21 protein-coding genes and 1 riboswitch are annotated in these 25,238 nt (G+C 74.0%); of the genes, 6 read left to right on the forward strand and 15 right to left on the reverse strand.

Features of this window, described 5'->3' with window-relative positions:
• The first annotated feature begins 48 nt into the window (after nucleotides 1–48).
• Nucleotides 49–3,708, forward strand: a complete 3,660-nt coding sequence (locus BFV98_RS11845) for a fibronectin type III domain-containing protein (protein ID WP_071096308.1) — start codon at nucleotides 49–51, stop codon at nucleotides 3,706–3,708.
• A 503-nt stretch (nucleotides 3,709–4,211) separates the two neighbouring features.
• Here the strand turns inward: BFV98_RS11845 and BFV98_RS11850 are convergent.
• From BFV98_RS11850 to BFV98_RS11880, 7 genes are all read right to left on the reverse strand, one after another.
• Complete coding sequence (locus tag BFV98_RS11850) at nucleotides 4,212–4,973, reverse strand: hypothetical protein (RefSeq protein WP_013284703.1); 762 nt, start codon at nucleotides 4,971–4,973, stop codon at nucleotides 4,212–4,214.
• Nucleotides 4,974–4,989: 16 nt separating this feature from the next.
• Nucleotides 4,990–5,841 (reverse strand): PspA/IM30 family protein, encoded by an 852-nt coding sequence (locus BFV98_RS11855; protein WP_013284702.1) that lies wholly within the window; start codon nucleotides 5,839–5,841, stop codon nucleotides 4,990–4,992.
• Nucleotides 5,842–5,968: 127 nt separating this feature from the next.
• Complete coding sequence (locus BFV98_RS11860; protein ID WP_071096310.1) at nucleotides 5,969–6,418, reverse strand: helix-turn-helix domain-containing protein; 450 nt, start codon at nucleotides 6,416–6,418, stop codon at nucleotides 5,969–5,971.
• 210 nt (nucleotides 6,419–6,628) lie between these two features.
• A complete protein-coding gene (locus BFV98_RS11865; RefSeq protein ID WP_369830065.1) occupies nucleotides 6,629–7,174 on the reverse strand; it encodes a CinA family protein in 546 nt (181 codons plus the stop codon).
• A gap of 115 nt (nucleotides 7,175–7,289) precedes the next feature.
• The gene (pgsA, locus tag BFV98_RS11870; protein WP_030269816.1) at nucleotides 7,290–7,871 is read right to left on the reverse strand and encodes a CDP-diacylglycerol--glycerol-3-phosphate 3-phosphatidyltransferase; all 582 of its coding nucleotides are present in this window, start codon (nucleotides 7,869–7,871) and stop codon (nucleotides 7,290–7,292) included.
• 47 nt (nucleotides 7,872–7,918) lie between these two features.
• Nucleotides 7,919–9,421, reverse strand: coding sequence for a 30S ribosomal protein S12 methylthiotransferase RimO (gene rimO, locus BFV98_RS11875; RefSeq protein ID WP_013474455.1), 1,503 nt, complete (start codon nucleotides 9,419–9,421; stop codon nucleotides 7,919–7,921).
• A gap of 50 nt (nucleotides 9,422–9,471) precedes the next feature.
• Nucleotides 9,472–10,395, reverse strand: a complete 924-nt coding sequence (locus tag BFV98_RS11880; protein ID WP_176921768.1) for an ornithine cyclodeaminase family protein — start codon at nucleotides 10,393–10,395, stop codon at nucleotides 9,472–9,474.
• Between the two features lie 96 nt (nucleotides 10,396–10,491).
• Nucleotides 10,492–10,557: riboswitch (guanidine-III (ykkC-III) riboswitch) on the forward strand.
• Between the two features lie 59 nt (nucleotides 10,558–10,616).
• Here BFV98_RS11880 and BFV98_RS11885 point away from each other — a divergent pair.
• Both BFV98_RS11885 and BFV98_RS11890 read left to right on the forward strand, forming a co-directional pair.
• Nucleotides 10,617–10,931: a multidrug efflux SMR transporter gene (locus BFV98_RS11885; RefSeq protein ID WP_013284696.1), complete on the forward strand. Its 315-nt coding sequence runs from the start codon at nucleotides 10,617–10,619 to the stop codon at nucleotides 10,929–10,931.
• 87 nt (nucleotides 10,932–11,018) lie between these two features.
• Complete coding sequence (locus tag BFV98_RS11890; protein ID WP_013284695.1) at nucleotides 11,019–11,264, forward strand: hypothetical protein; 246 nt, start codon at nucleotides 11,019–11,021, stop codon at nucleotides 11,262–11,264.
• A gap of 60 nt (nucleotides 11,265–11,324) precedes the next feature.
• Here the strand turns inward: BFV98_RS11890 and BFV98_RS11895 are convergent, their stop codons facing one another.
• Nucleotides 11,325–13,781: a DNA translocase FtsK gene (locus tag BFV98_RS11895; RefSeq protein WP_071096322.1), complete on the reverse strand. Its 2,457-nt coding sequence runs from the start codon at nucleotides 13,779–13,781 to the stop codon at nucleotides 11,325–11,327.
• Nucleotides 13,782–13,894: 113 nt separating this feature from the next.
• On the opposite strand from BFV98_RS11895, the gene BFV98_RS11900 reads away from it, so the two are divergent.
• Both BFV98_RS11900 and BFV98_RS11905 read left to right on the forward strand, forming a co-directional pair.
• Nucleotides 13,895–14,374: a YbjN domain-containing protein gene (locus BFV98_RS11900; RefSeq protein WP_071096323.1), complete on the forward strand. Its 480-nt coding sequence runs from the start codon at nucleotides 13,895–13,897 to the stop codon at nucleotides 14,372–14,374.
• Nucleotides 14,371–16,020 (forward strand): YbjN domain-containing protein, encoded by a 1,650-nt coding sequence (locus tag BFV98_RS11905; protein WP_071096325.1) that lies wholly within the window; start codon nucleotides 14,371–14,373, stop codon nucleotides 16,018–16,020. The genes BFV98_RS11900 and BFV98_RS11905 overlap by 4 nt, the downstream gene beginning before the upstream one ends.
• An 87-nt stretch (nucleotides 16,021–16,107) precedes the next feature.
• Here BFV98_RS11905 and BFV98_RS11910 read toward each other — a convergent pair whose 3' ends face one another.
• The 6 genes from BFV98_RS11910 to BFV98_RS11935 form a co-directional block, all read right to left on the reverse strand.
• Nucleotides 16,108–17,658: a S1 family peptidase gene (locus BFV98_RS11910; protein ID WP_013474451.1), complete on the reverse strand. Its 1,551-nt coding sequence runs from the start codon at nucleotides 17,656–17,658 to the stop codon at nucleotides 16,108–16,110.
• A gap of 174 nt (nucleotides 17,659–17,832) precedes the next feature.
• Nucleotides 17,833–19,521, reverse strand: a complete 1,689-nt coding sequence (locus tag BFV98_RS11915) for a ribonuclease J (RefSeq protein WP_071096327.1) — start codon at nucleotides 19,519–19,521, stop codon at nucleotides 17,833–17,835.
• 51 nt (nucleotides 19,522–19,572) lie between these two features.
• On the reverse strand, nucleotides 19,573–20,499 hold the full coding sequence (gene dapA, locus BFV98_RS11920) for a 4-hydroxy-tetrahydrodipicolinate synthase (protein ID WP_013284689.1): 927 nt from the start codon (nucleotides 20,497–20,499) through the stop codon (nucleotides 19,573–19,575).
• A gap of 52 nt (nucleotides 20,500–20,551) precedes the next feature.
• Nucleotides 20,552–21,289, reverse strand: coding sequence for an FAD-dependent thymidylate synthase (gene thyX, locus BFV98_RS11925; RefSeq protein WP_013284688.1), 738 nt, complete (start codon nucleotides 21,287–21,289; stop codon nucleotides 20,552–20,554).
• 245 nt (nucleotides 21,290–21,534) lie between these two features.
• Entirely contained in the window at nucleotides 21,535–22,167 is a 633-nt protein-coding gene (locus tag BFV98_RS11930) for a DUF2752 domain-containing protein (protein WP_143025326.1), read from the reverse strand.
• Entirely contained in the window at nucleotides 22,157–23,386 is a 1,230-nt protein-coding gene (locus tag BFV98_RS11935; protein ID WP_013284686.1) for a winged helix-turn-helix domain-containing protein, read from the reverse strand. Before BFV98_RS11935 ends, BFV98_RS11930 begins: the two co-directional genes overlap by 11 nt.
• 79 nt (nucleotides 23,387–23,465) lie before the next feature.
• Here BFV98_RS11935 and BFV98_RS11940 point away from each other — a divergent pair, with 79 nt between their 5' ends.
• Nucleotides 23,466–24,011, forward strand: coding sequence for a GNAT family N-acetyltransferase (locus BFV98_RS11940; protein WP_071096329.1), 546 nt, complete (start codon nucleotides 23,466–23,468; stop codon nucleotides 24,009–24,011).
• Here BFV98_RS11940 and BFV98_RS11945 read toward each other — a convergent pair.
• Nucleotides 23,916–25,220, reverse strand: a complete 1,305-nt coding sequence (locus BFV98_RS11945) for a glycosyltransferase family 87 protein (protein ID WP_071098847.1) — start codon at nucleotides 25,218–25,220, stop codon at nucleotides 23,916–23,918. The two genes, BFV98_RS11940 and BFV98_RS11945, sit on opposite strands and share 96 nt — an antisense overlap.
• Nucleotides 25,221–25,238: the final 18 nt, after the last annotated feature.

The raw sequence follows: 25,238 nt of genomic DNA on the forward strand, positions 1-25,238 counted from the left end.
CCGCCACGCCGGGGTGTCGGCCGGCGCGCCCCGACCCCGGGGAGAGCCATGGTGCTGTTCCGCCGCAGCCGGCCCGGACGCCCGGACCGCGCCGCCGTCGTCGCCATCGCCGAGGAGACCGCGCCCACCGGTGACCCGACGCCGGCCGGTTCCGTCGCGCCCGCCGTTCCGGCCGCTCGCGGCAGTGACGAGGAACCCGGCGGCGGCCCGGCGCCTGCAAGCCTGGACCCGGCCGCCGTCCCGCGCCTGTTCGGCCCGGTGCCGAACACCGCCGCCAGCCCGCTGCCCACGCTCGACCCGGACGGCCGCCCGGTACCCGGCACCGGCATCCGCAAGTTCGTCGACCCGCTGCCGCTCCCCGGGCAGCCGGCCACCGCCGGGCTCGGCGCCCGCCTGCCCGTCGCCGTCCCGGACACCATCACCTGGCCGGGCTGCGACTACTACGAGATCGGCCTCCAGGAGTACGCGCAGCGCCTGCACCGCGACCTGCCCGCCACCCGGCTGCGCGGCTACCGCCAGCTCAACCTGGGCACCGACGCCTCCGGGCACAACACGGTCGGCCCGCCCGACCGCCCCTGGCACCTCGGCCCGATGATCGTGGCCCGGCGGGGCCGCCCGGTACGGATCAAGTTCATCAACCAGCTCCCCACCGGACGGACCGGCGAGCTGTTCCTGCCCGTGGACGAGACGGTCGACGGCGCCGGAGCCGGGCCGCTCGACGGTCCCGCCCCGTACCCGCAGAACCGCGCCGTACCGCACCTGTCCGGCGCGCAGACCGGGTGGATCAGCGCCGGCAACCCGTGGCAGTGGGTGACCCCGGCCGGCGAGATCACCCCGTACCCGACGGGTGTGGGTGTGACGCCGGTGCCGGACATGCCGCCGCCCGGCGCGGGCGCCACCACGCTGTACTTCCCGAACGACCAGAGCGGCCGGCTCATGTGGCTGCACGACAACACGCTCGGCCTGTCCCGGCTCACCGTCTACTCCGGGCAGATCGCGCTCTACCTGCTCACCGACCCGGCCGAGGAACGGCTCGTCGACGACGGCGTGCTGCCCGCCGACCAGCTCCCGCTGGTGATCGAGGACAAGACGTTCGTACCCGACGACGCGCAGCTCGCCGCCCAGGACCCCACCTGGGACCGGGACCGCTGGGGTGCCAAGGGCAGCCTGTGGCACCCGCACGTCTACCAGCCGCGGCAGAACCCGTACCGCCTCACCGGCACCAACCCGACCGGGCGCTGGGACTACGGGCCGTGGACCCACGACCCGGACGGCGGCGCCAGCCCGTGGGTCGCCCCGGTGCCGAACCCGCACCACGACCCCGACACCGACCCGGACGAGCCGCCGCTGGTACCGGGCGTGCCGCACCCGTCGGCGGTCCCCGACGCGTACGGCGACACTCCGCTCGTCAACGGCGTGGCCTACCCGTACCTGGAGGTCGCGCCGCGGGCGTACCGGTTCCGGATCCTCAACGCCTGCGCGGACCGCGCGCTCAACCTCCAGCTCTACCGGGCCGCCTCCGACGCGCCGATGTGGGCCGAGGACGGCAGCCCGGCCGACCCGGACGCCGGTGAGGTGCCGATGGTCGAGGCGGTACGCGCGCCCGGCCGGCCCGCGTACTGGCCCGCGGACGGACGCGACGGCGGCGTGCCCGACCCGGCCGCCGCCGGACCCGAGATGATCCAGATCGGCAACGAGGGCGGCCTGCTCCCCGCCCCTGTGGTGCTGACCAACCGGCCGGTGGACTACCGGTACGACAGGCAGGACCCGACAGTGCTCAACGTGGACGGGCACGCGCTGCTGCTCGCCCCCGGCGAACGGGCCGACGTGGTGGTGGACTTCTCCACAGTGCCGCCGGGCAGCACGCTCATCCTCTACAACGACTGCCCCGCGCCGCTGCCCCGGTTCGACACCCGCTACGACCACCACACCGGCGCGCCCGACCGGACCGCCGCCGGTGGTCTGCCGCCGACCCGCCCCGGGTACGGCCCGAACACCCGCACGCTGCTCCAGATCCGGGTCACCGGCACCCCCGCGCAGCCGTACGACACCCGGCGGCTCGCCGAGCGGCTACCCGGGGCGTACGCCCGCAGCCAGCCGCCGCCGATCGTGCCGCAACCCGCTTACGACACCGCGATCGGCACCTCCACCCCGCGCCCGACGCTCGTCGCCGCGCGGGCCACCTCGGTCACGTTCACCCCGGCGGGCGCGACCGCCCCGGTCACGTTGCCGCTGGCCGTGAAGTCGGTCGGGCAGGTGTTCGAGGCCCGGCACGGCCGCGCCGTGGGACGCCTCGGCGTCGGCCACCCGGTCGCCGGACCGCTCGCCCCGGCCACCCTGCCGCTGGGACCGGCCGACCCGGCCACCGAGGTCCTGCACGCCACCGACCCGGCGGTCGCGGTCGGCGCACCCGGCGACGGCACCCAGCTCTGGCGGATCGTCGGCGACGCCCCGCGCACCCATGCCGTCCACATCGAGGGCTGCGACGTACAGCTCGTCAACCGGGTCGGCTGGGACGGCACGGTCCGCCCGCCCGACCCGGGCGAGCTGGGCTGGAAGGACACCGTCCGGGTCAACCCCCGGGAGGACGTCGTGGTGGCGCTGCGTCCCGTCCCACCAGCCCTGCCGTTCAAGATCGGCGACAGCGTACGGCTGCTCGACCCGACCCGCCCGGCCGGCGCACGGCTGGACGCCGGTCCGGTCAGCCCGGTCGACGGCCGCCCCGCGGTCGTGGTCAACCAGCTGGTCAACCTCGGCTGGGAGTACCGCTGGCAGACCCGCTCGGCCGGACTCCGCGACCAGGGCATGAGCCGGCCGCTGGTGGTGCGCGTGGCACCCAAGGCGCCGACCGGCCTCACCGCCACCCCGGCACCCGGCAGCGCCACCGCGCTCCCCGCCATCGCGCTGACCTGGACCGGCAACGGCAGCCGGCCCGTACCCACCAGCCACCGGCTGCAACGCGCCACCGACAGCACCTTCACCACCGGACTGACCGAGATCACGGTGGCCGCCACCGCCACCCGGTACACCGACGCCACAGTCACCCCCGGCGTCACCTACCACTACCGGATCCGTGCCGAGAACGCGGTGAGCTGCTCGTCCTGGTCCAACGCCGTACCGGCGGCGGTGCACCTGTCCGCGCCGACCCGGGTGACAGCGGTGCTGCCGCCGACGGGGCCGCTGCGGGTGGCGCTGCGCTGGGCCAACCACTCCTTCGCGACAGGCGTGGACGTGCAGCGGGCCACGAACCCGACGTTCACCAGCGGTCCGGGCACCACGGCCATCGCCGTGGGCGAGTCCCACGTGGACCCGGCCGTCGCGCCGGACACCACGTACTACTACCGGGTACGCACGACGTACCTGGGCGCCGCCTCACCCTGGTCGACAGTGGCCACCGTGACCACACCGGCCCGGCCGGTCGCGCCCACCGGCGTGAGCGTCACCGCGAGCGTGTCCGGGCCGGACACCGCCAGCGTGACGGTGACCTGGTCGGCGCCGACGCCGGCCGGACCGGGCGCCGGTTTCGTCGTGCAGCGCGCCACCGACGCCGCCTTCACCCGTGAACCGGCGACGTTCCACGTGACCGGCCGAGGCTTCACCAACACCGGCCTGGCCCGAGGCATGACCTACCACTACCGGGTACGAGCGACAAACGTCGTAGGCACGTCCCCCTGGACCCCCCCAGCCCGAACCACAACCCCCACCTGACCCCGTCCCCTCTCCCCGCGCCCCCTCCCCTCCCCGTTGATCATGAACTTAGCGGCAGTTTCAGAGATCAACACCACCGCCAACTTCATGATCGCGCCCGTGGGCCGCCCGCCACCGCCCCCTCCTTCCCCCGTGATCAAGGAGTTTGTGTCCGGATCAGGCGCGCATCAGGACACAAACTCCTTGATCACCGGAGTGAGCGGCGCGGGTGGGGTGGGTGGCGCGGATGGCGGGAGGGCCGGCAAGCCCGGGGCGCGAGAGGGCAGAGTGCCGGGCGGAACGTCGCCCCGGAGTGCCGGAACCCGGCGATCATGAAGTTGACGGCCGAAATGGAGATCGAAACTGCCGTCAACCTCATGATCGATCGCGCTGGTCGGGCGCGCTTGGACGGTGATCAAGGGGTTTGTGTCGGGATCCGGCTGCGGGGAGGACACAAACTCCTTGATCAACGGGGAGACCGGGGCGGGGAGGGGCGGGGAGGGGAGGGGAGGGGAGGGGAACTGTCAGGGGGCGCGCAAGGGGGTGCGGAGTTCGGCCAGGGCGGAGGCTACGCCGTGCAGCAGGTCGGTGGCCTCGGTCAGCCGCGCGGCGGCCGGGTGCTCGGTGTTCGGACGTGCGTCCTCGGCCACGTAACCGGCGGCGGCCACCACCAGCCGCTCGTACGCGGCCACCCCGTCCTCCAACTGGGCCACCAGCGTGGCGTGCACCTCGTTCAGCGTGCTCTGCGGGGTCAGCTTCGCCGCGCGTTCCACGCTCGCCACCCGGGTCGCCAGCTCACGCAGTGAACGATCGGCTTCGGCCGCCTCCCGGACCGCCGGCTCGGCCAGTCCGGTCAGCCGTCCGGCCAGCCCGGCCAGGGTGAGCGCGGCCCGGTCCAGCCGGGCCCACGGCTCGGCCGCGGCGGTGCCGCGCAGCGCGAGGCGGGAGCGGACCCGGCGTACCTCGGCCACGACGCCCGGGCCGACGGGCAGCCGCTCGACGGCGGCGACCAGCCGGGCGCGGGAGCGGGCGGCGGCCTCCGCCGGGTCGAGGGCGGGCGGTGGCGGCACGGCGGCCAGCGCACGGTGGTCGACCCAGCGCCAGGCGGCCACCGCGATCGCGCTGCCCGCGGCGCCGGCCCAGGCCGCGTCCGCCAGGCCGAGTCCGGCGTACGGGGTCAGCACCGCGGCGGCGCCGCCGAGCCCTCCGGCCAGCACGCTCCACCGCCGGGCCGAGTTGCGTAGCCTGCGCAGCCTGCGGAAGTGCCGGGCCCGTTCGTCCGCCATCGTGTCCGCCCCTCCGTCAGCCGGTCGTGGTCTCCCCGGTGCCGCGTTCCCGGCTCATGCTGGCCCGGATCTCGTCGAGACGGGCTGCGGCTGCCGGATCGGCCGGCTGCCCCACGGCGGGGGTCTCGGACCGGCTGCCGAGCTGCTCGCCGGCCATGCTCGACCGGATCTGCTCCAGTCTCGCCGATCCGGCCGAGTCGAGCGTGGCCTTCTGGATCTCCAGCATCCGGCCCTCGACCGAGTTGCCGGCCAGCTCGGCCCGGCCCATCGCGGTGGCGTAGCGGCGTTCGATCCGGTCACGGACCTCGTCCAGCGAGGGGGTGTTGGCGGGCGCGGTGAGCGACGACATCGACTCCAGCGAGCGGGCCACGCTCTCCTGCATCTTGGCCTGCTCCAGCTGGCTGAGCAGCTTGGTGCGCTCGGCCAGCTTCTGCTGGAGGATCATCGAGTTGTTCTCGACCGCCTTGCGGGCCTGTGCGGCCGCGCCGAGCGCCTGGTCGTGCAGCGTCTTGAGGTCTTCCAGCGCCTGCTCCGCGGAGACCAGCTGGGTGGCCAGCATCTGGGCGGTCTGCTCGTAGCGCCCGGCCTCGGCCTCGTCGCCCCGGCCCCGCGCCTGGTCGGCCACCGCCAGCGCCTGCCGCGCGTTGCCCTGGAGCTGTTCCACCTCGGTCATCTGCCGGGACAGCTTCATCTCCAGCTGGCGCTGGTTGCCGATCACCGCTGCCGCCTGCTGCACCAGCGCCTGGTGCTGGCGCTGTGCCTCCTCGACGGCCTGCTGGATCTGCACCTTCGGATCGGCGTGCTCGTCGATCTTCGCGCCGAAGAGCGCCATCAGGTACTTCCAACCCTTGACGAACGGGTTCGCCATCTCCGCCTCGTCCCCTCAGTAGCGTCGCGCCTACATCGTCCCAGCCGGACGCCACTCCGGCACCCGTACGCTCCTGATCAACAGTACGACGCGAACGCCAGCACTGCCCACGACGCGGCGGCCGGGGTCAGGCGGCGCAGACCACATCCCGCTCGGCGGGGCGTACGCGGGTGCTGCGCAGCGTGGCCTTGAGCGGCGAGTCCTGCCGGACCTGGACGGCGACCCCGCCGTCGGAGGTGACCTGCCGGACACCGCGGTTGGTGGCCTTGCGCACGGCGGGCGGGCCCACCGGGGCCGGCTCGACCCGCTCGTCGGTCACCGGCACCAGCACGCCGGGCATCTGCTCGGCCAGGGCGACCGTGTCGCTCACCTCGCGCAGCAGCTCGGACAGGCGGGCGCCGAGCGCGTCGCAGATCGCGGCCAGCAGCTCGCTGGAGGGTTCCTTCTGGCCGCGTTCGATCTCGGAGAGGTAGCCGAGGCTGACGTTGGCGGCGGAGGAGACCTCGCGGAGGGTGCGGTGCTGCCCTTGCCTGCGTGCTCGCAGCGCGTCACCGATCACCCGGCGTAGCAGGACCATCGCACCTCCCCCTGAACGGGACCACCATCTCCGGCCGGAACACGTCGCGCCGGACGCGGCGGACCGCTCCGGCGCCGACGGCGACCGCCGGAGCCTTCCCGCAACCGTACCCGTTGGTCGCCACGACGACATCCCACCCCGCCTCTGAAAATCCGGGCGGATCGACAGGTCCGGCGATCCCGCCGCCGGGCGTGTCGGCGCCGCGCGGGCTCACCGGCGGCCCGCCCCCGCCGCCTCGGCGGAGTCGGCGTCGGCGGGGAGTTCGATGCGGTCGGCGAGCAGCCGCAGCGCCTCGATCACGGCAGCCGAGCGGATGTGGTCGCGGCCGCCCTTGAGGTCGAGCCGGCGCACCTCGGTGCCGTCCGGTCCGGCGACCGCCACGTAGACCAGGCCGACGGGCTTGTCGTCCTGCGGCTCCGGACCGGCCACACCGGTGGTGGCCAGGCCCCAGTCGGCGCCGCAGCGCTGCCGTCCGCCCTCGGCCAGCGCGGCCGCCACGTCCGGGTCGACCGGGCCGCGGTCGGCCAGCAGGTCCTCCGGTACGCCGGCGAGCGTCGCCTTGAGTTCGGTGGCGTAGACCACCATGCCGCCCCGGTAGATCGAGCTGACCCCGGCGATCTCCACGATCGCGGCGGCGAGCAGGCCGCCGGTCAGCGACTCGACGGTGGCCAGCGTCTCGCCGCACTCGTGCAGGCGGTGCACCACGGCGGCCGCCGGGCTGCCGGCGGGCCGGTGGTTACTCGCGTCGGTGTCCATGCCCGCCCCCATTTCCCGCCCCACGCCGGCTTACTCGTCCGCCGTCCGGGCCGACGGACCCTCGCCCCCCGGACCGACTGACCCGCCGTCCGGGCCGACGGACCCGCTGACCGGCTCAACGGGCCGGGCGGCGCAGTCGCAACGCCTGGGCGATGTAGTCGAACCCGGTGACCACGGTGACCACGACGGCCGCCCCCATGATCCACGGCCCGATCGCGGCGAGCGCCTCCGGCATCGGCCAGAGATACCAGGTGATGGCCAGGATCTGCAGCGCGGTCTTGACCTTGCCACCACGACTGGCGGCGATCACGCCGTGCCGGATCACCCAGAAGCGCAGCCCGGTGATGCCCAGCTCGCGGACCAGGATCACCACGGTCACCCACCAGGGCAGCCGGTCGTAGAAGGAGAGCAGCACCAGGGCTGCGCCGGTGAGCGCCTTGTCGGCGATCGGGTCGGCCACCTTGCCGAGCGAGGTGACCAGTTCGTACCGGCGGGCGATCCAGCCGTCGACCAGGTCGGTCGCGGAGGCCACCACGAAGATCACGCAGGCGGCCGTCCGCCAGCCCGCGTTGCTCATGCCGGAGGCGATCACGGTGGCCACGAAGACCGGCACCAGCACCAGGCGCGCGCCGGTGAGCAGGTTCGCCGCGTTGAGCAGCGGTACGGGGGCAGCCGCCGTCGACTCCGCTCCCGTCATGTCCCGCATCGCCCCACGTGGCTTCCCCGCTCCATCAGGGCCCGCCGTCACCGTACCGCGCCGGGCGCCGCCGAGATCATCTCATCCGGTACGGCGACCAGGTCCACGCCCTCTGTCGCCGTCACCGTGGCCCGGACCAGGTCACCGGGGCGCAGCGCGGCCAGATCGACGCCGCCGCCGACGGGCGCGACGAGTGTGGTCGAGCCGTCGACCTCGGGCGCCTGGTGGGCGGCCCGCCCCTCCACCACGCCGTCGGCGGTCGAGTCCACGAGCACCTCCACCGTCGCGCCGAGGCGCTCCTCGGCGCGCTGCGAGCAGAGTTCGTCGGCCAGCGCGCTGAGCTTGTCGTACCGCCGCTTGATCGTGGCGGCGGAGACCTTGCCGGTCAGGCCGGCGGCCTCGGTGCCGTCCTCGTCGCTGTAGTCGAACATGCCGATCGCGTCCAGCCGCGCCTCGGTCAGGAACCGGACCAGCTCGGCCACGTCCTGCTTCGTCTCGCCGGGGAAGCCGACGATGAAGTTGCTGCGCGCGCCCGCGTCCGGCGCCAGCGCGCGGGCGGAGGCGAGCAGTTCCAGGAACCGGTCGGTCGAGCCGAAGCGCCGCATCCGGCGCAGCACCGGCTCACTGGAGTGCTGGAACGACAGGTCGAAGTACGCGGCCACGCCCGGCGTGGTGGCGATCACCTCGACCAGGCCGGGCCGGGTCTCGGCCGGCTGGAGGTAGCTGGCGCGGACCCGCACGATCCCGTCGATCGCGGCGAGCTGCGGCAGCAGCTTCTCCAGCGCGCGGGGGTCGCCCAGGTCCTTGCCGTACGAGGTGGAGTTCTCGCTGACCAGCACCAGCTCGCGGACGCCGGTCTTGGCCAGCCACTCGGCCTCGGCGAGCAGCTCGTCCGGGGTACGCGAGACGAAAGCGCCGCGGAAGGCAGGGATGGCGCAGAACGCGCACCGCCGGTCGCAGCCGCTGGCGAGCTTCAGCGAGGCCACCGGGCCGGTGTCGAGCCGGTGCCGCAGCACCTGCCGCAGGTGGGCCGGGGTGTGCGCGTCGGTCTCCGGTGCGACCCGGGCCGGGGTGCCGTGCCCTGGTAGCGACACCGCCGCGTCGCGGCGCTTCACCGGGGTCAGCGGCAGCAGTTCCCGCCGGTCGCGGGGGGTGTGGGCGCCGATCGCCTCGCCGGCGAGCACCGAGTCGAGGCGGGCGGCGATGTCCGGGTAGTCGTCGAAGCTGAGCACGGCCTGCGCCTCGGGGAGACTGTCGGCCAGCTCACGGCCGTACCGCTCGGCCATGCACCCGGCGGCGACGACCTTCGCGCCGGTGTCGGCGGCGGCCAGCAGCGTCTGGATCGAGTCCTGCTTGGCCTTCTCGACGAACCCGCACGTGTTCACCACCACCACGTCGGCGCCCTCGCCGTCGGTGGTGACCTGCCATCCGTCGGCGTGCAGCCGGGCGGCCAGCTCCTCCGAGTCGACCTCGTTGCGGGCGCAGCCGAGGGTCAGCAGGGCGACGCGGCGCCCGTCGGATCGCGGGGTGGAGGAGGAGGCAGACACCATCCGAGGGTACCGGGCCGGTTCCGGTGCGCCGCGCACCCGTCCGGCCAGGGTCAGCGCGCGGACACGGCCACCCGGGCCAGCCGATCGAGGAGGAACACCTCCGTGCCGGCCAGGCCGGTGGAGCAGAAGACCGAGATCTGGTCCGCGGTGGTCCGGCCGGGAGCCGCGCCGGCCAGCACCGCGCCCAGGTCGCGCAGCCGCCCGGCGTACGGCTCGACGGCGGCGAGCATCGGCGGGACGTACGCGGCGGCCTGCCCGGGTGAGTCGGTGACCAGCAGGTCGGCGGCGTCGAGCAGGTCGGGGCCGAACTCGTGCCTGTCGACCTGCTTGAAGCCGACGGTGTTGACGTGGGTGCCGGGGGCCAGGTCGGCGGCGTCGAGCACCGGGACGGTGCTGGTGGTGGCGAGCACCACGACGTCGCGGTCGCGTACCGCGGCGGCGGCCGAGCCGACGGCGCGGGCCGGCACGCCCAGCTCGGCGCGGACCCGCGCGGCGAACGCGTCCCGCCGGGCCGCCGAGCGGCTGAACACCGTCACCTCGCGCAGCGGCCGGACCGCCGCCGCGGCCCAGACCTGGGTCCACGCCTGCCGGCCGGACCCCACCACGCCGACCGTGGCGGCGTCCGCGCGGGCCAGGGCGTCCACCGCCACGCCACCGAGTCCTCCGGTACGCCGGGAGCCGAGTTCCTCGCCGACGGCGATGGCGCGTACCGCGCCGGTGGTCGCGTCGTGCAGCACGACGAGCTGACCGCTCTCCGGGTGGCCGAACGTGTCGTACGAGCGGAAGCCGTACCACTGCCCGGTGAGGTGACCGGCGGTGAGCACCATCCGGCCCCCGCCCAACGGCGCGGACGCCCGGGGCGGGGCGATGAGCCGCCCGGCGTGCGCGGCCAGCAGCGCGTCGCGCATGGCCGCGACGGTGAGCGGGGCGTCCACGGCGGCCGCGACGTCGTCGTCGGAGAAGAGCACGGTCATGCGTTCCATCGTGCAACCTGAAGTTGACGTCAACTCCACTCATGGTGGGCTTTCTCACCCCGCCGCCGGTCCGGCCCGCCCGGTGCTACCGTCGGCCACGACGGCCCGCGGGCCGTCCCGGACGAGTGGTGGGCGTACCCGGTCAGGCCAAGACGCCCCGCGTGACCTAACCGTCGCCCGGCCCGCTCCGCGCCGGGCCCGCCCGTCAGAGGTGATGTCCCATGGCCTGGATCGTGCTGGTGATCTCCGGACTCCTGGAGACCGCGTGGGCGATCGCGCTGGACCGCAGCGCCGGCTTCACCCGTCCCCTCCCCTCCGCCGTCTTCGCCGTCACCCTGGTCGGCAGCATGGCCGGCCTGGCGTACGCGCTGCGCGACATCCCGGTCGGCACCGGCTACGCGGTGTGGGTCGGCATCGGCGCCGTGGGTACCGCGCTGGTCGGCATGCTCGCGCTCGGCGAACCGGTCAACCTGCCGCGCGTGGCCTGCCTGCTGCTGGTGGTGGCCGGTGTGATCGGACTGAAGCTGTTCGCCTGATCGATGCCGCCTCCGGTTTGGACGGTACGGCGCCCGGGGTACCCGATCTCCCGTCGACACGTAGCGAGATCACCCACGGAGGAAACCATGGCCGACATCCACGCCACCGCCCGTCCGCGCAGCAGCGCCGCCCGGATCTGCACGATCATCGCGTTCGTCTTCGCGGCCATCGCGATCTTCATCCTGCCGCCGCTGTTCGGCCTGGTCGGCCTCGTGCTCGGCATCGTCGGCGCGGTCCTCGGTGACAAGCCGCTGGGCTGGTACGCCGCTGCCGCGAGCGTCGCCGGCGCCGTGATCGGCATGATCATCAGCTACGTGGTCCTCACCAACTGAGACCGCCGAACCGCGAACGGGCCCGCCGGGACGACCGGCGGGCCCGTTCGCGTGTACGGGTCAGTCCTCGCCGCCACGCAGGCCGGCCAGGACCTCCTCCAGCTCGTCCGGCTTGACCAGCACGTCGCGCGCCTTGGAGCCCTCGGACGGGCCGACCACGCCCCGGGTCTCCATCAGGTCCATCAGCCGGCCCGCCTTGGCGAAACCGACCCGCAGCTTGCGCTGGAGCATCGAGGTCGACCCGAACTGCGAGGTGACCACCAGCTCGACGGCCTGCACGAGCAGGTCCAGGTCGTCGCCGATGTCCTCGTCGATCTTCTTCTTGCTGTCCTGCGCCGGGGCGAGCACGTCCGGGCGGAACTCCGGCTCGCGCTGGTCCTTGCAGAACTTCACCACGTCGGCGATCTCGCGCTCGGTGACCCAGGCGCCCTGGATGCGCTGCGGCTTCGACGCGCCCATCGGCAGGAACAGGCCGTCGCCGCGGCCGAGCAGCTTCTCCGCGCCCGGCTGGTCCAGGATGACCCGGGAGTCGGCCAGCGAGGAGGTGGCGAACGCGAGCCGGGACGGCACGTTCGCCTTGATCAGGCCGGTGACCACGTCGACCGAGGGCCGCTGGGTCGCGAGCACCAGGTGGATGCCGGCGGCCCGGGCGAGCTGGGTGATCCGGACGATGGAGTCCTCCACGTCGCGCGGCGCGACCATCATCAGGTCGGCCAGCTCGTCCACGATCACCAGCAGGTACGGGTACGGCCGCATCTCCCGCTCGCTGCCCGGCGGCGCCTTGATCTCGCCGTTGCGCACCTTGCGGTTGAAGTCGTCGATGTGCCGGACCCCGTTGGCGGCGAGGTCGTCGTAGCGCATGTCCATCTCGCGGACGACCCACTCCAGCGAGTCGGCCGCCTTCTTCGGGTTGGTCACGATCGGCGTGACCAGGTGCGGGATGCCCTCGTAGCCGGTCATCTCGACCCGCTTCGGGTCGATCAGCAGCAGCCGCACCTCGTCCGGCGTAGCACGGGTCAGGACGGAGACCAGCAGCGAGTTGAGGCAGGACGACTTGCCCGCGCCGGTGGCTCCCGCAATGAGAATGTGGGGCATCTTCGCGAGGTTGGCCACCACGTAGCCGCCCTCGATGTCCTTGCCGAGCGCCACCACCATCGGGTGGTGGTCGCTCGTCGCCTCGCGGGAGCGCAGCACGTCGCCGAGCGACACGTTCTCCGGGTCGGTGTTCGGGATCTCCACACCGACCGCGCTCTTGCCCGGGATCGGGCTGAGGATGCGCACGTCCGGCGACTTCACCGCGTACGCGATGTTGCGGGACAGCTGAGTGATCCGCTCGACCTTGACGCCCGGGCCCAGCTCCACCTCGTACCGGGTGACTGTCGGGCCGCGGGTGAAGCCGGTGACGGCGGCGTCCACGTCGAACTGCTCGAAGACGCCTGTGAGCGCCGCGATCACCTCATCGTTGGCCTTGCTGCGGCTCTTCGGCTTGGCGCCGCTGCCGAGCAGGTTCGCCGGCGGCAGCGTGTAGTCGCCGGCGAGCCCGGTCAGCGCGAGCTGCTCAGCCCGGGTGGGCAGCGGCGAGTGCTCCGGCGGCTCGACCGGCTTGCGGTTCGCCGGCACCTTCGGCGGCTTGCGCGGCAGCACCAGCGTCTCCTGGAGGTCGACGCCTGCCAGCTCGTCGTCCGGGTCCAGCGGCTCCAGCGGCGGCGGCATCCGCTTCGCGGGCCGCTTGCGGGCGGGCTTCGCCGGCGCCTCGTCCTCGGCGGACTCCTCGTCGGCGTCCGCCCCGGCCGGGTCGGCACGCAGGCCGAGCCGCTCCGGGATCTTGTTGATCGGCGTCGCGGTGACCACGAGCAGGCCGAACACCAGCAGCAGGAGCAGCAGCGGCATGGCCACCCAGGCGGTCACCGCGGACTTCAGCAGGTCGCCCACGCCCGCGCCGATCAGACCGCCGGCGAAGTCGCGCTGGACCTCGTCGACCGGGTTCTGCCCGATGTGCAGCATCGCGGCGGTCGCCAGCATCATCGAGCCCCAGCCGACCAGGCCGCGACCGCGGTGCTCGGGGTCGGCCGGGGTCCGCATCAGCCGCCACGCGCCGACCATGAACAGCACCGGAAGGATTATCGAGATGGCGCCGATGAACAGCCGTACGGTGTCGGCCAGGTGCCGGCCCACCGGCCCGGCGCCGCCGCCCCAGATGCCCACCGCGCTGAGGATGGCCAGGCCGAACAGCAGCAGCCCGGCGCCGTCGCGGCGGTGCTCCGGATCCAGCTCCCGGGTGGACGCGGCCTGCCGCCCGGCCGCCCGGAACGTCCAGCCGACCGTGTGCGCAAGTCCCATCCAGACGGCACCGACCGCCCGGCCGACGAACGCGGCCGGGCTCGGCCCGGGAGCCGGGCGCCGACGCGCCGATTTCCGCGCCGCCGCCTTCTTCGCCGGTTGCCGGGCGCGGTTGTTCGTGGTGCCACGCGGCGACGCGCCGCGCCGCCGGCTCGCCTGAGAGGTACGGCCCGCCATAGAGTCACGGTAACGGCGGCACCCGGTGGATCGCCGCTTTTCCGGGTCGTGTCCGCGCGTCGCAGCACGGGTCGGACCGTCGTTTGTGTTATTCGCCTCAGAAGGGATGCCCGATGGCGTCGCCGGAGATCGAGGACGGTCCGGACGGTCCGCTGGCCGGACACCCGCAGGAACTGCGCCCGCTGACCGGCGAGCTGATCGCCGCCGTCCTCGGCCACCGGGGGTACGCGGTGGTCGAGGAACCCGACGGCGCACTCGTGGGCCGCTGGGAACGGAACCTGATCTGGTTCCACCGCCGGGGCGTGGCCGGTGAGCTGCTCCAGGTACGCACAGTCGTCGCGGACCACTTCGGCATCGAGCGCGTGCCCGAGCTGCACGCCTTCTGCAACACCTGGAACCACGACCGGCTCTGGCCCAAGGCGTACGTGCACGTCGCCGACGACGGGTCGGCCCAGGTGTGCGGCGAGGTCACCACCGACCTGGAGCGCGGGGTGACGCCGCACCAGCTCGACCGGCTCGTCGACTGTGGCGTGACCACCGGGTGCCAGCTCGCCGCCGCCGTCGACGAGCTGACCGGCGGGACGCTCCGGTGACCACGGCACGCGACCGGGGGCTGGCCGCCGCGCTCGCCGACGCCCGGGACCGGCCCGACGGTGCGGAGCGCTGCGCCGAGCTGGAGCGGATCGCGTCGCGGGCGGACGCCACCGGCGACCCGCGTACCGCCCTGTCGGCACGGTTCGCGCTGGTCGAGGCGTACCTGCACCGGGGCGAGCGGTGGCGGGCGGTGGAGCCGGTCCGGCGGATGCGGACCACGCTGGACGGACACCCCGGGCTGCTGGACGCCCGCCCGGACGAGCTGACCCGGTTGCGCCGGCATCAGCGGCAGGCGGTGGAGGCGTCGTTCGGCACGCCCCGGGTGGGTCTGGACCAGGCCCGGTCCCTGTTGGACGCGCTCGCCGGGGAACTGGGCGAGGACGCCGCGCCGGTGGCGGAGCTGCGCTGCCGGCTCGCCGACCACCTCGGCGACGAGCCGGCGGCCCGGCGGGCGTACGAGCGCTGGTCGGCGGCGGACGCGAACGACCCGGTGGGTGGCTGTGCGGGGTGCGCCCCGGCGCGGCGGGCCGACCTGCTGGCCGGCTGGGGCGAGCCGGACGCGGCACTGGCGGCGCTGGCGCCCGCGCTGACCGGCTGGGTCGAGCCGCAGGCGCCACCGACCCGGCGGGGCGAACGGCAGGCGGCAGCCGCCGGGGCGACGACCTGCACCGACCAGCCGGAACGGGCGCTCGCCGTGGGGCTGCTGCCGTGGCTGCGTACCGGCGCGGTGACGCGGGCGGCCCGGGCGCACGTGCGCGCATACCGCCGGCACCGCAGCGAGAAGACGGCGTTCCCGCTGCTCGCCACACATCTGCGCTTCTGCGCGCTGGGCGGCTACCTGCATCGTGGGCTGGAGATCCTGACCGAGCAGTTGCCCGAGCTGGACCGCCCGGCCGACGACCTGGCCGCGATGGAGTTCGCCGCGGCGGGCGCACTGCTGTGCGGACTGGCCGCCGAGGCCGGGCTGGGCGGGCGGCGCATCCACCGCCCGGGGCACGGTTCCCGGCCGGCGGCCGAGGTGGACGTGGCGACGCTCGGTACGCAGTTGCAGGGGCTGGCGACGGCGCTCGCCGGCAGCTTCGACGCCCGCAACGGCACCGGGCACCAGTCCGGCCGGATCGCCTCCTGGCTGGCCGAACGGCCACTCGCCGCGCCGGTGTCGCTGGCTGCCGAGAGCGAGTTCGACGAGGAGCCGGACACCGATGATCCGGCCGAACCCCTGCTGCCCGGGCCGGAGGAACCGGCCCCGCTGGACGCGGCGCTGCTCGCCGCCGCGCTCGACGCCCGGGGCGAACCGTACACGCCTGAGCCGGACGGCACGCTCGCCGGACGGTGGGGCGAGGCCACGATCCAGTTCCGCCTGCTCGGCCGAGACGGCGACGTGCTGCACGCCCGGGTGGTGGCGGAGCGGCGGCTGCCGGCCGGTCGGCGCGCCGAGGCGTACGCGTTCTGCAACGCCTGGAACCACGACCGGCTGCTGCCCGCCGCGTACGTGCACGAGCCCGGCGACGGGACGCTCGTGCTGGCCGCGGGCATCTCCACCGACCTGTCCTGCGGGGTGGCCCCGGCGCAGCTCGCGGTGCTGGTGGCCGCCGCGGTCCGCACCGGCACCGCGTACGCCGAAGCGGTCGCCGCGCTGCCCTGAGCCGCACCGACCGACAGTGCCGCAGACGAGGCGCGGCCCCCGATCACCGGGCGGTGGTGATCGGGGGCCGCGGTCTGGGTGCGGCGGTCAGCGGGCGGAGAACGCCAGCGTGTACTCGCCGGAGCCGGACAACCCGACGACGCGGTACCGGTACGCACCGGCCTGGGTCTCGGCGGTCAGGCGGGCCGTGCCGTCGGCGGTGGCCGCGCGGGCCACGGTGCGGAACGCGCCGCCGGTGAAGCGTTGCAGCTCCAGCACCACCCGGGCGCCGTCCGGCGCGGACAGGCACGCCTCCTGGGTGCCGTCGGGCACCCGGTAGAAGCGCCCGTCCGGCTGGACCTGGGTCCGTCCGGCGGCGATCCGGCCGGTCCGGCTCACCTGGCCGGAGCACTCGGTGTCGTCCGCCGGCGGGGTGGGCTCGGCGGTCACGGGCGGGGTGGTCTCGCCGCCGCCCGCAGGCGGCTGCGTGGGCGCGGGCTGGTCGCCGGCGGTGACGAGCGTCAGGTTGTTGCGCTGGAGGATCTCGTTCACCGGCTGGAAGAACGTGGTGCCGCCCCGGGTGCAGTCGCCGGATCCGCCGGACGTGACGCCCTGCGCCTGGTCGCCGGAGAGCCACGCGCCGCCGGAGTCACCCGGCTCGGCGCAGACGTTCGTCCGGGTCAGCCCGGTGACGGTGCCCTCCGGGTAGTTGACTGTGGCGTTCTTCGCCTGGATCAGGCCGCAGCGGGTGCCGGTGGTGGAGCCCGACCGGCAGATCGACGCGCCCACCGGCGCCTCGGTGGAGCCGTTCACCGCCACCGTGCCGCCGTCGTTGAAGTCGGTCACCACGCCCTGCGGCGTCCAGTCGGCGTTCACCCGCACGAACGCCCAGTCGTCACCGGGGAACGAGGACGCGGCGAACGTGCCCTGGGCGACCCGGTTGGATCCGGTGGTGCGGTCCCCCGGCCGGCCGCAGTGCCCGGCGGTGACGAACCCGCCGACCACTGAGAAGCCGACCGAGCAGCGGCCCGCGTTGTTGATCAGGTAGGCGTCGCCGCCCCGCACGTCGAACAGCGGGCGCGGGGCCTCGTCGGCGGTCCGCACCCGGACCATCGCGGCCTTCGACCCGGCGGCGGCGGCGAGCCGTCGGCCGTCGGCCTCCGCGCCCGGCCGGGCGATCACGACCACCGCGTTGTCTGCCACGTCGACGTACCAGCCCGCGACGTCCGGGCTGGCGTCGGCGCCCGCCGCGTCCAGCCGGCTCTTCACCGCGTCCAGCTCGGCGACGCCGCGGGCCACCCGCTTCGGAACCGCGCCCGCGGCCCGTACCCGCGCCTCGCCGGCCGGGTCGGCCACCGCCACGGTGAGCGTGGCGCCGTCCGCGCTGAGCCAGCTTCCGCCGTAACCGGCGCCGAGTTCGCCGCGCAGCCGGGTGACGGTGCCGGCCGCCCACCGCTCGGTCCGCAGCCGCTTCACCGCCTGGTCGCGGGTCAGCGCGAGGTCGCGGCCCATCGCGTCCAGGACCTCCGGGGCGACGCCGTCGGCCGCCGGCGCGGCCCGCCGGGGTTCCTCACCGGCGAACGACGGTACGGTCACCGCCGCCGTCAACCCGGCCGCCGCCACCAGTACGCCGATGGCTGTCATCCGTCTGCGGTCCATCCGCCACGCTCCTCCCGACCGGCGCAGGGGCACGCCGGCCATCGGGAGGTACGGAGACGGACGCCGATCGGATGAGTGCGGTCACCACGTTTCGACACCGCGTGTCGGGGCGTACCCGGAAAGCGACGGCGCCGGCCCACCGCGGACGGTGGACCGGCGCGCGGCGCGGTCGGGTCAGACCTCGACGACGGTCGGGACGATCATGGGCCGACGGCGGTACGCGTCGTTGACCCAGCGGCCCACCGTGCGGCGGACGATCTGCTGCAGCTGGTGCGGGTCGGTGATGCCGTCCGCGGCGGCCCGGTTCAGCGCCTCGGTGACCAGCGGGACCACCGCGTTGAACGCCTCCGGGTCCTCGGAGAAGCCCTTCGCCGAGACGGTCGGGCCGGCGACCACCTTGCCGGTGACCGAGTCGACGACCACCGTCGTGGCGATGAAACCGCCGTCGCCCAGGATCCGGCGTTCGGTGAGCAGCGACTCGCTGACGTCGCCGACGGCGAGACCGTCGACGTAGACGTACCGGCTCTTGACCCGCCCGACCAGGCTGGCGCGGCCCTCGACCAGGTCGACCACGTCGCCGTCCTCGCAGAGCACGACCCGGTCCGGCGCGACGCCGGACTCGATGCCGAGCCGGGCGTGCGCCCGCAGGTGCCGCCACTCGCCGTGGACCGGCATCAGGTTGCTCGGGCGTACCACGTTGAGCAGGTAGAGCAGCTCACCGGCCGGGGCGTGGCCGGAGACGTGCACCTTCGCGACGTCCTTGTGCACCACCACGGCGCCGGCCCGGGCCAGCCGGTTGATCACCCGGTAGACCGAGGTCTCGTTGCCGGGCACCAGCGAGGACGCCAGCACCACCGTGTCGCCAGGGGCGATGGTGATGTGCCGGTGGTCGCCGCTGGCCATCCGGCCCAGCGCGCTCATCGGCTCGCCCTGCGAACCGGTGGACATCAGCACGATCTGCTCGGGCGGCAGGTTCGTGGCCTCCTCGATCCCGACCACCAGGCCGGGCGGGATGTTGAGCAGGCCCAGGTCGCGGGCGATGCCCATGTTGCGGACCATGGACCGGCCGATCAGCGCCACCTTGCGGCCGTGCTCGACGGCCGAGTCGAAGACCTGCTGCACCCGGTGCACGTGCGAGGCGAACGAGGCGACGATGATCCGCCCCTTGGCCTTCGCGAAGATCGAGTCGAGGACCGGGCCGATCTCCCGCTCCGGCGTAACGAACCCGGGGATCTCCGCGTTCGTCGAGTCGGACAGCAGCAGGTCGACGCCCTCGGCGCCGAGCCGGGCGAACCCGGCCAGGTCGGTGATCCGCCCGTCGAGCGGAAGCTGGTCCATCTTGAAGTCGCCGGTGTGCAGCACCAGGCCGGCCGGCGTACGGATGGCCACCGCCAGCGCGTCCGGGATCGAGTGGTTCACCGCGAAGAACTCGCACTCGAACGGGCCCAGCCGTTCCCGGCCGCCCTCCCGCACGGTCAGCGTGTACGGCTGGATCCGCCGCTCGGCCAGCTTCGCCTCGACGAGCGCGAGCGTGAACTGCGAGCCCACCAGCGGGATGTCCGGCTTGTGCGCGAGCAGGTACGGCACCGCGCCGATGTGGTCCTCGTGGCCGTGCGTGAGCACGATCGCCTGCACGTCGGCCAGCCGGTCCAGGATCGGGCCGAAGTCGGGCAGGATCAGGTCCACGCCCGGCTGCTCGACGTCGGGGAACAGCACCCCGCAGTCGACGATCAGCAGCTTGCCGTCGTACTCGAAGACGGTCATGTTCCGGCCGATGGCGCCGAGTCCGCCGAGCGGGATGATCCGCAGGCCGCCCTCGGGCAGCGGCGGGGGCAGTTCACCCTCGATGTGCGCCTCGGTCACGCGTCACCTCATTCTGCGACGCCGTCGCGCGGCGTCCGTCGTGTCGTTGATTCATTCGGGCAGGGGCAGGCCCGCCGCGGCGCAGTCGGCGCGCAGCTGGGCCAGTTCGTCACCGGTGGCGTCGACGAGCGGCGGCCGCACCGGGCCGGCCGGGCGACCCTGCGCCCCCAGGCCGGCCTTGACCAGGATCGTGCCCTGGGTGCGGAAGATGCCGGTGTAGAGCGGCAGCAACCGCCGGTGCAGGGCGAGCGCACCGGCGTTGTCGCCCGCCTCGAACGCCTCGATCATCTGCTTGGTCAGCGCGCCGGTGAAGTGGGTGGAGGTGCCGACCACGCCGACCGCGCCGATCGACAGCATCGGCAGGGTGAGCGCGTCCTCGCCGCTGTAGTAGGCCAGGTCGGTGCGGCTGAGCACCTCCGACGTGGCGAACAGGTCGCCCTTGGCGTCCTTCACCGCGACGATCCGGCCGTGCTCGGCCAGCTTGACGAGCGTCTCGGTGGCGATCGCCACGCCCGCGCGGTGCGGGATGTCGTAGAGCATGACCGGCAGGCCGGTGGCGTCCGCGACTGTGGTGAAGTGTCGCAGCAGCCCGGCCTGCGGCGGCTTGTTGTAGTACGGCGTGACCACCAGCAGGCCGTGCGCACCGGCCTTCTCGGCCTGCGTGGCCAGCTCGACTGTGTGCCGGGTGTCGTTGGTGCCCACACCGGCGACGATGCGGGCCCGGTCGCCGACCGCCTCGACCACGGTGCGGATCAGCGACTCCTTCTCCGCCTCCGTGGTGGTCGGGGACTCGCCGGTGGTGCCGTTGAGCACCAGCGCGTCGTTGCCCTGCTCGTCGACGAGATATTCGGCCAGCCGGGCGGCGCCGTCGAGATCCAGGCCGCCGTCCGGCGTGAACGGGGTCACCATGGCCGTCATCACTCGCCCGAACGGGCGCGACGCGCCCCGGCTCGGGGCGGCGGAGTGGTCGTGCGTCATGCTCACAACCTAGCGGACGGCCGCCGGTGGCCCGGCGGCGAAGGGCGACGAGTCACTCCGCGTGCGGCGACGCAGCCACCTCGGAGCCGTCGGGCAGGGTGGAGATCACGAAGTCGGCGAAGACGTTCGGCGCGACACCCTTGAGCTGGCGCAGGCACTCCACCGCCAGCTCGCGGATCTCCACGTCGGCGTGCTCGGTGGCGCGCATCTTCACGAAGTGCCGCCAGGCCCGGTAGTTGCCGGTCACCACGATCCGGGTCTCGGTGGCGTTCGGCAGCACCGCCCGGGCCGCCTGGCGGGCCTGCTTGCGGCGCAGCGTCGGGTTGGGCTCGTCGGTGAAGCGGGCCTCCAGCCCTTCCAGCAACTCGGTGTACGCCCGCACCGCCGCGTCGGTGGCCTCGACGAACTTCTTGTGCAGCTCCGGGTCGTCGGCGATCACCGACGGCTCGACCATCGCCGCGTCCCGCTCGGGCACGTAGCGCTGGGAGAGCTGGGAGTAGGAGAAGTGCCGGTGCCGGATCAGCTCGTGGGTGAACGAGCGGGAGACGCCGCTGAAGTAGAAGCTCACCGAGCCGTGCTCCAGCACGCTCAGGTGGCCGACCTCCAGGATGTGCGCCAGGTAACCGGCGTTGGTGGCGGTGGCCGGGTTCGGCTTCTTCCAGCTCTGGTAGCAGGCCCGGCCGGCGAACTCGGCGAGCGCCTGCCCACCGTCGGCGTCGGTGGACCAGGGCACCTCTTCGGGCGCCTGGAACTGGGTCCACGCGATCAACTTGACCTGGGGCTGAACCATCTCCGGCATTCCTGCGACTGTAGTTGGCCCGCGCCCGGCGTGGAAATCGGGCACGCGGCCGGCCAGCGGGCGCTCCGCCCAGGTGTCTCGGCCTGAGTCGTCCGATATCGCCGCTCCGGCTCTCAAGATCTTGGTAGGAAATGGCCCCCATAGGGGCGCTGCGCTTCCAAGATCTTCTCCGATCCCGCTTTGCGGAACATCGAACCCGGATAGCGGGAGCGCTCCGGCGGAGAGGGCGGAGAGGGCTAGACGTAGAGCGAGGTGAAGGGTGACCAGGGCAGGTTGCGGACGACCGAGAAGACCCCCCACGCGGCCAGGAACATGCCGATGACCTTGGGGCTGAACTGGACCTCGGGCAGCTTCCAGCCGAACGCCCGGTTGCCGGCCCAGGCCACGAAGAGCCAGGCCAGGAACGGCAGCGCGAAGACGAACAGGAAGTGGTGCCGGGCGGCGGCGGGCAGGTCGCCGTGCAGCACGTACCAGAGCGCGCGGGTGCCGCCGCAGCCCGGGCAGTCCAGCCCCGTGGTCAGCTTGAGCAGGCAGGTCGGTGCGGCGTCCGGGTCGCTGCGGGTCGGGTCGCTGATCAGGGCGTACGCGATGCCGAGGCCGACGCAGCCGAGCGCGGCCAGCGGCACCGCCCAGCGCGGGGCGCGGGCGTGCAGGCGCAGCACCATCCGGGTGAACCGGTCGGCCTCGACCGGCTGGTACGCCACCGGGTAACCCGGCCACGGCGCTCCGGGCGCCCCGACGGGAGCTGGCGGGCCGGCGAGCGCGTGCGACGGTGATCCGGACTCCGGCTGCACGTGCCCGTGCGGCTCGGTGTGCGGGTCGGGCGCGGTGGCAGGCCGGTCAACGCTCGTCACGCGCTCACCGTACACCGGCCACGCCCACCAGCGCGGCGGCCAGCGGCCCCGCGAGGTCGCCCGCGGCGGGCGGGGCGACCGCGTCCAGGCCGAGCCAGCCGGCCAGCCGGTAGAGCTCGGCGGCGAGCGCCACTGCCGTCTCCCCCGGGTCGGCGCCCGGCTCGACCCAGGCGGCCGGCACCAGCAGCGCCCCGGCCTTCCGGTCGGCCTTCAGGTCGACGCGGGCGGTGAAGCGCTCGCCCTGTCGGAACGGCAGCACGTAGTAGCCGTAGACCCGCTGCGGCGCCGGCACGTAGATCTCGATCCGGTAGGTGAAGCCGAACAGCCGCTCAGTGCGCGCCCGCTCCCAGACCAGCGGGTCGAACGGGCTGACCAGCGTGTTGCCGCGTACCCAGCGGGGCAGCCGCGCGTCGGCGTGCAGGTAGGCCGGCTGCCGCCAGCCCTGCACCGTGACCGGGGTCAGTTCGCCCGCCTCGACCAGCTCGGCCACCGCCCGCCGCGCCCCGGCGACCGGCAGCCGGAAGTAGTCGCGCAGGTCCGTCTCGGCGGCGACGCCGAGCGAGCGGGCGGCGATCGACACGAGCGACCGGTGCGCCTCGGCGTCACCCGGGGTGGGCGCGTCCAGCACGGCGGCCGGGAGCACCCGCTCGGGCAGGTCGTAGCGGCGGGCGAACGAGTTGGTGCGGTCGGCGGCGGTGACCTCGCCGGCCCAGAACAGGAACTCCAGCGCCCGCTTCACGGCCGACCAGTTCCAGCCCCAGTTGCCGGTCTCCCGCGGGGCGTCGTGCTCGATCTCGGCCGCGGTCAGCGGCCCTCGGGCGGCCACCTCGTCGCGGACCCAGGCGACCAGCTCGGGCTGCTCCTCGGCGATCCGGCGCATGCCGCCCCACGCCTCGTCGCGGGCCTTGGCCATCCGCCAGCGCAACGCCGGGTGCAGCCCCACCGGGACCAGCGACGCCTCGTGGGCCCAGTATTCGAACAGCTCACGCGGGCGGCGGTAGGCGGCGGTGTCCAGCAGGGCGGTCGGGTACGGCCCGAGCCGGCTGTAGAGCGGCAGGTAGTGCGCGCGCTGGAGCACGTTCACCGAGTCCATCTGGATCAGCCCGACCCGGTCGAGCACCCGGCGCAGGTGGCGGCGGGTGGGCACGCCTGAAGGCGCCGGGTCGGCGAAGCCCTGGGCGGCCAGGGCGATCCGGCGGGCCTGGGCGAGGGAGAGCGATTCCGGTACGGCCATCGTCGGCGACCCTAATCCAGCGGTACGACATCGGGAGCGGCGGCTGGACCGATCGCCCGTCGGGGCATAGAACGGACAGGTGCTCACCATTCGCCGGGAGGAACCGGACGACGCCGAGGCCATCGCCCGGGTGCACGTCCACGGCTGGCAGGCCGGGTACGCCGGGATCATGCCCGAGGAGGTGCTGAGCCGGCTGAACCCGCGCGCCTGGGCGCAGCGCCGCCGCGACCTCGGCACCGCCGACCCGGAGCACCCGTTCACCACGCTCGTCGCCGTGGACGGCGGCATGATCGTCGGGTTCACCACGTTCGGGCCGTACCGGAACAACCAGGACCGCGGCGACCTCGACCCGGCGCACGGCGAGCTGCTGGCGATCTACCTGGAACCGGCGCACTGGGGTTCGGGCGCCGGCCGGACGCTGCTCGCGGCGGCCCGGGACGGCCTGGCCGAGCGGGGCTGGACCGGGTACCGGCTCTGGGTGCTCGCCGACAACGCCCGGGCCCGCCGCTTCTACGAGCGGGCCGGGCACTCACCGGACGGTGAGGAGTCCGCCTACCCGGTGCCGCTGTCCGGTGGCCGCACCCCGATCCTGCTCCGCGAGCTGCGGTACACCACCGGAGGCTGACCCGGCCGGGACGCCGTCGCCGGGACGCCCGCCGCCGGCCGGCGTGAGCCAGTGCCGGACCGGCAGCCCGAGCAGCAGCGCCAGGCTGATCCACACGTACGTGTTGCTGCCGAGGAAGCCGTCCACGCCGGTGAAGTCCTTCTCCCAGGACCAGACGATCCGGCTGCACAGCAGCGCGTACCCGATCAACGCGGCGGCCAGCAGCAGACGGCGCCGGCGGCTGCGCGCGGGCGCCGCCATGCCGTTGTCGACGAGCAGGATCAGGCCGGGCAGCAGCCAGACCAGGTGGTGCACCCAGGTGACCGGGCTGACCAGGCACATCACGGCACCGGTGAGGGCCAGGCCGGTGGCCTCGTCGCCGGCGGCCACCGCCGCCCGCGAACGCCACGCCCACACCACGAGCGTCAGGAGTACGAGCACCAGCCAGGCGATCGTGCTCGGGTGCTGCGGGTCGAGCCGGGCGACCACCCCGCGCAGCGACTGGTTGGAGACGAACGCCAGTTCACCGACCCGGTCGGTGTTCCACAGCGCCTCGGTCCAGAACTCCCGGGACGCGTCGGGGAAGAGACCGGCGGCCACGAGCGTGGCGACGGCGGCCGTGCCGACTGCGGTCAGCGCGGTCCGCCAGCGGCCGGTGACCAGCAGGTAGACGATGAAGATGCCGGGCGTCAGCTTGATCGCGGTGGCCAGGCCGATGCCCACGCCCGCCCAGCGGCTGCGCGCCGGCAGCAGCCACAGCAGGTCCACCGCCACCAGGAACAGCAGCAGCATGTTGACCTGGCCGAAGTTGACCGTCTCGCGCATCGGCTCGTACGCGGCGGCCAGGCAGAGCGCCACAGCGAGCGCGAACCAGCGGGTCCAGCCGGACCGGCGGGCCACCGGGTCCAGCAGCCGCCAGATCACCACGGCGCTCGCCAGCACCGTCGCGGTCACGCTCACCACGATCGCCGCGCCCCACGGCAGGTACGCCATCGGCAGCATCACCAGTGCGGCGAACGGCGGATAGGTGAAGCCGTACTGCGTGCCGGGGCGCAGGAAGTCGTAGATCTCCCCGCCGTCACGCGCCCAGTACGTCAGCGCGCCGTAGTAGACCTGCAGGTCGAAGAAGCCGTGCCGCACCGCCGCCACGGAGAGGAACACGGTAACCGCCGCGGCGAGCGCCACCACGGCGACGACCTGCGTGATCGTCCGCCCGGCACCCTGCGCCACCGTCACCCTCCTCGCCCT

It is taken from the genome of Micromonospora sp. WMMB235 (assembly GCF_001855515.1).
GTDB classification, from domain to species: Bacteria; Actinomycetota; Actinomycetes; order Mycobacteriales; family Micromonosporaceae; genus Micromonospora; species Micromonospora aurantiaca.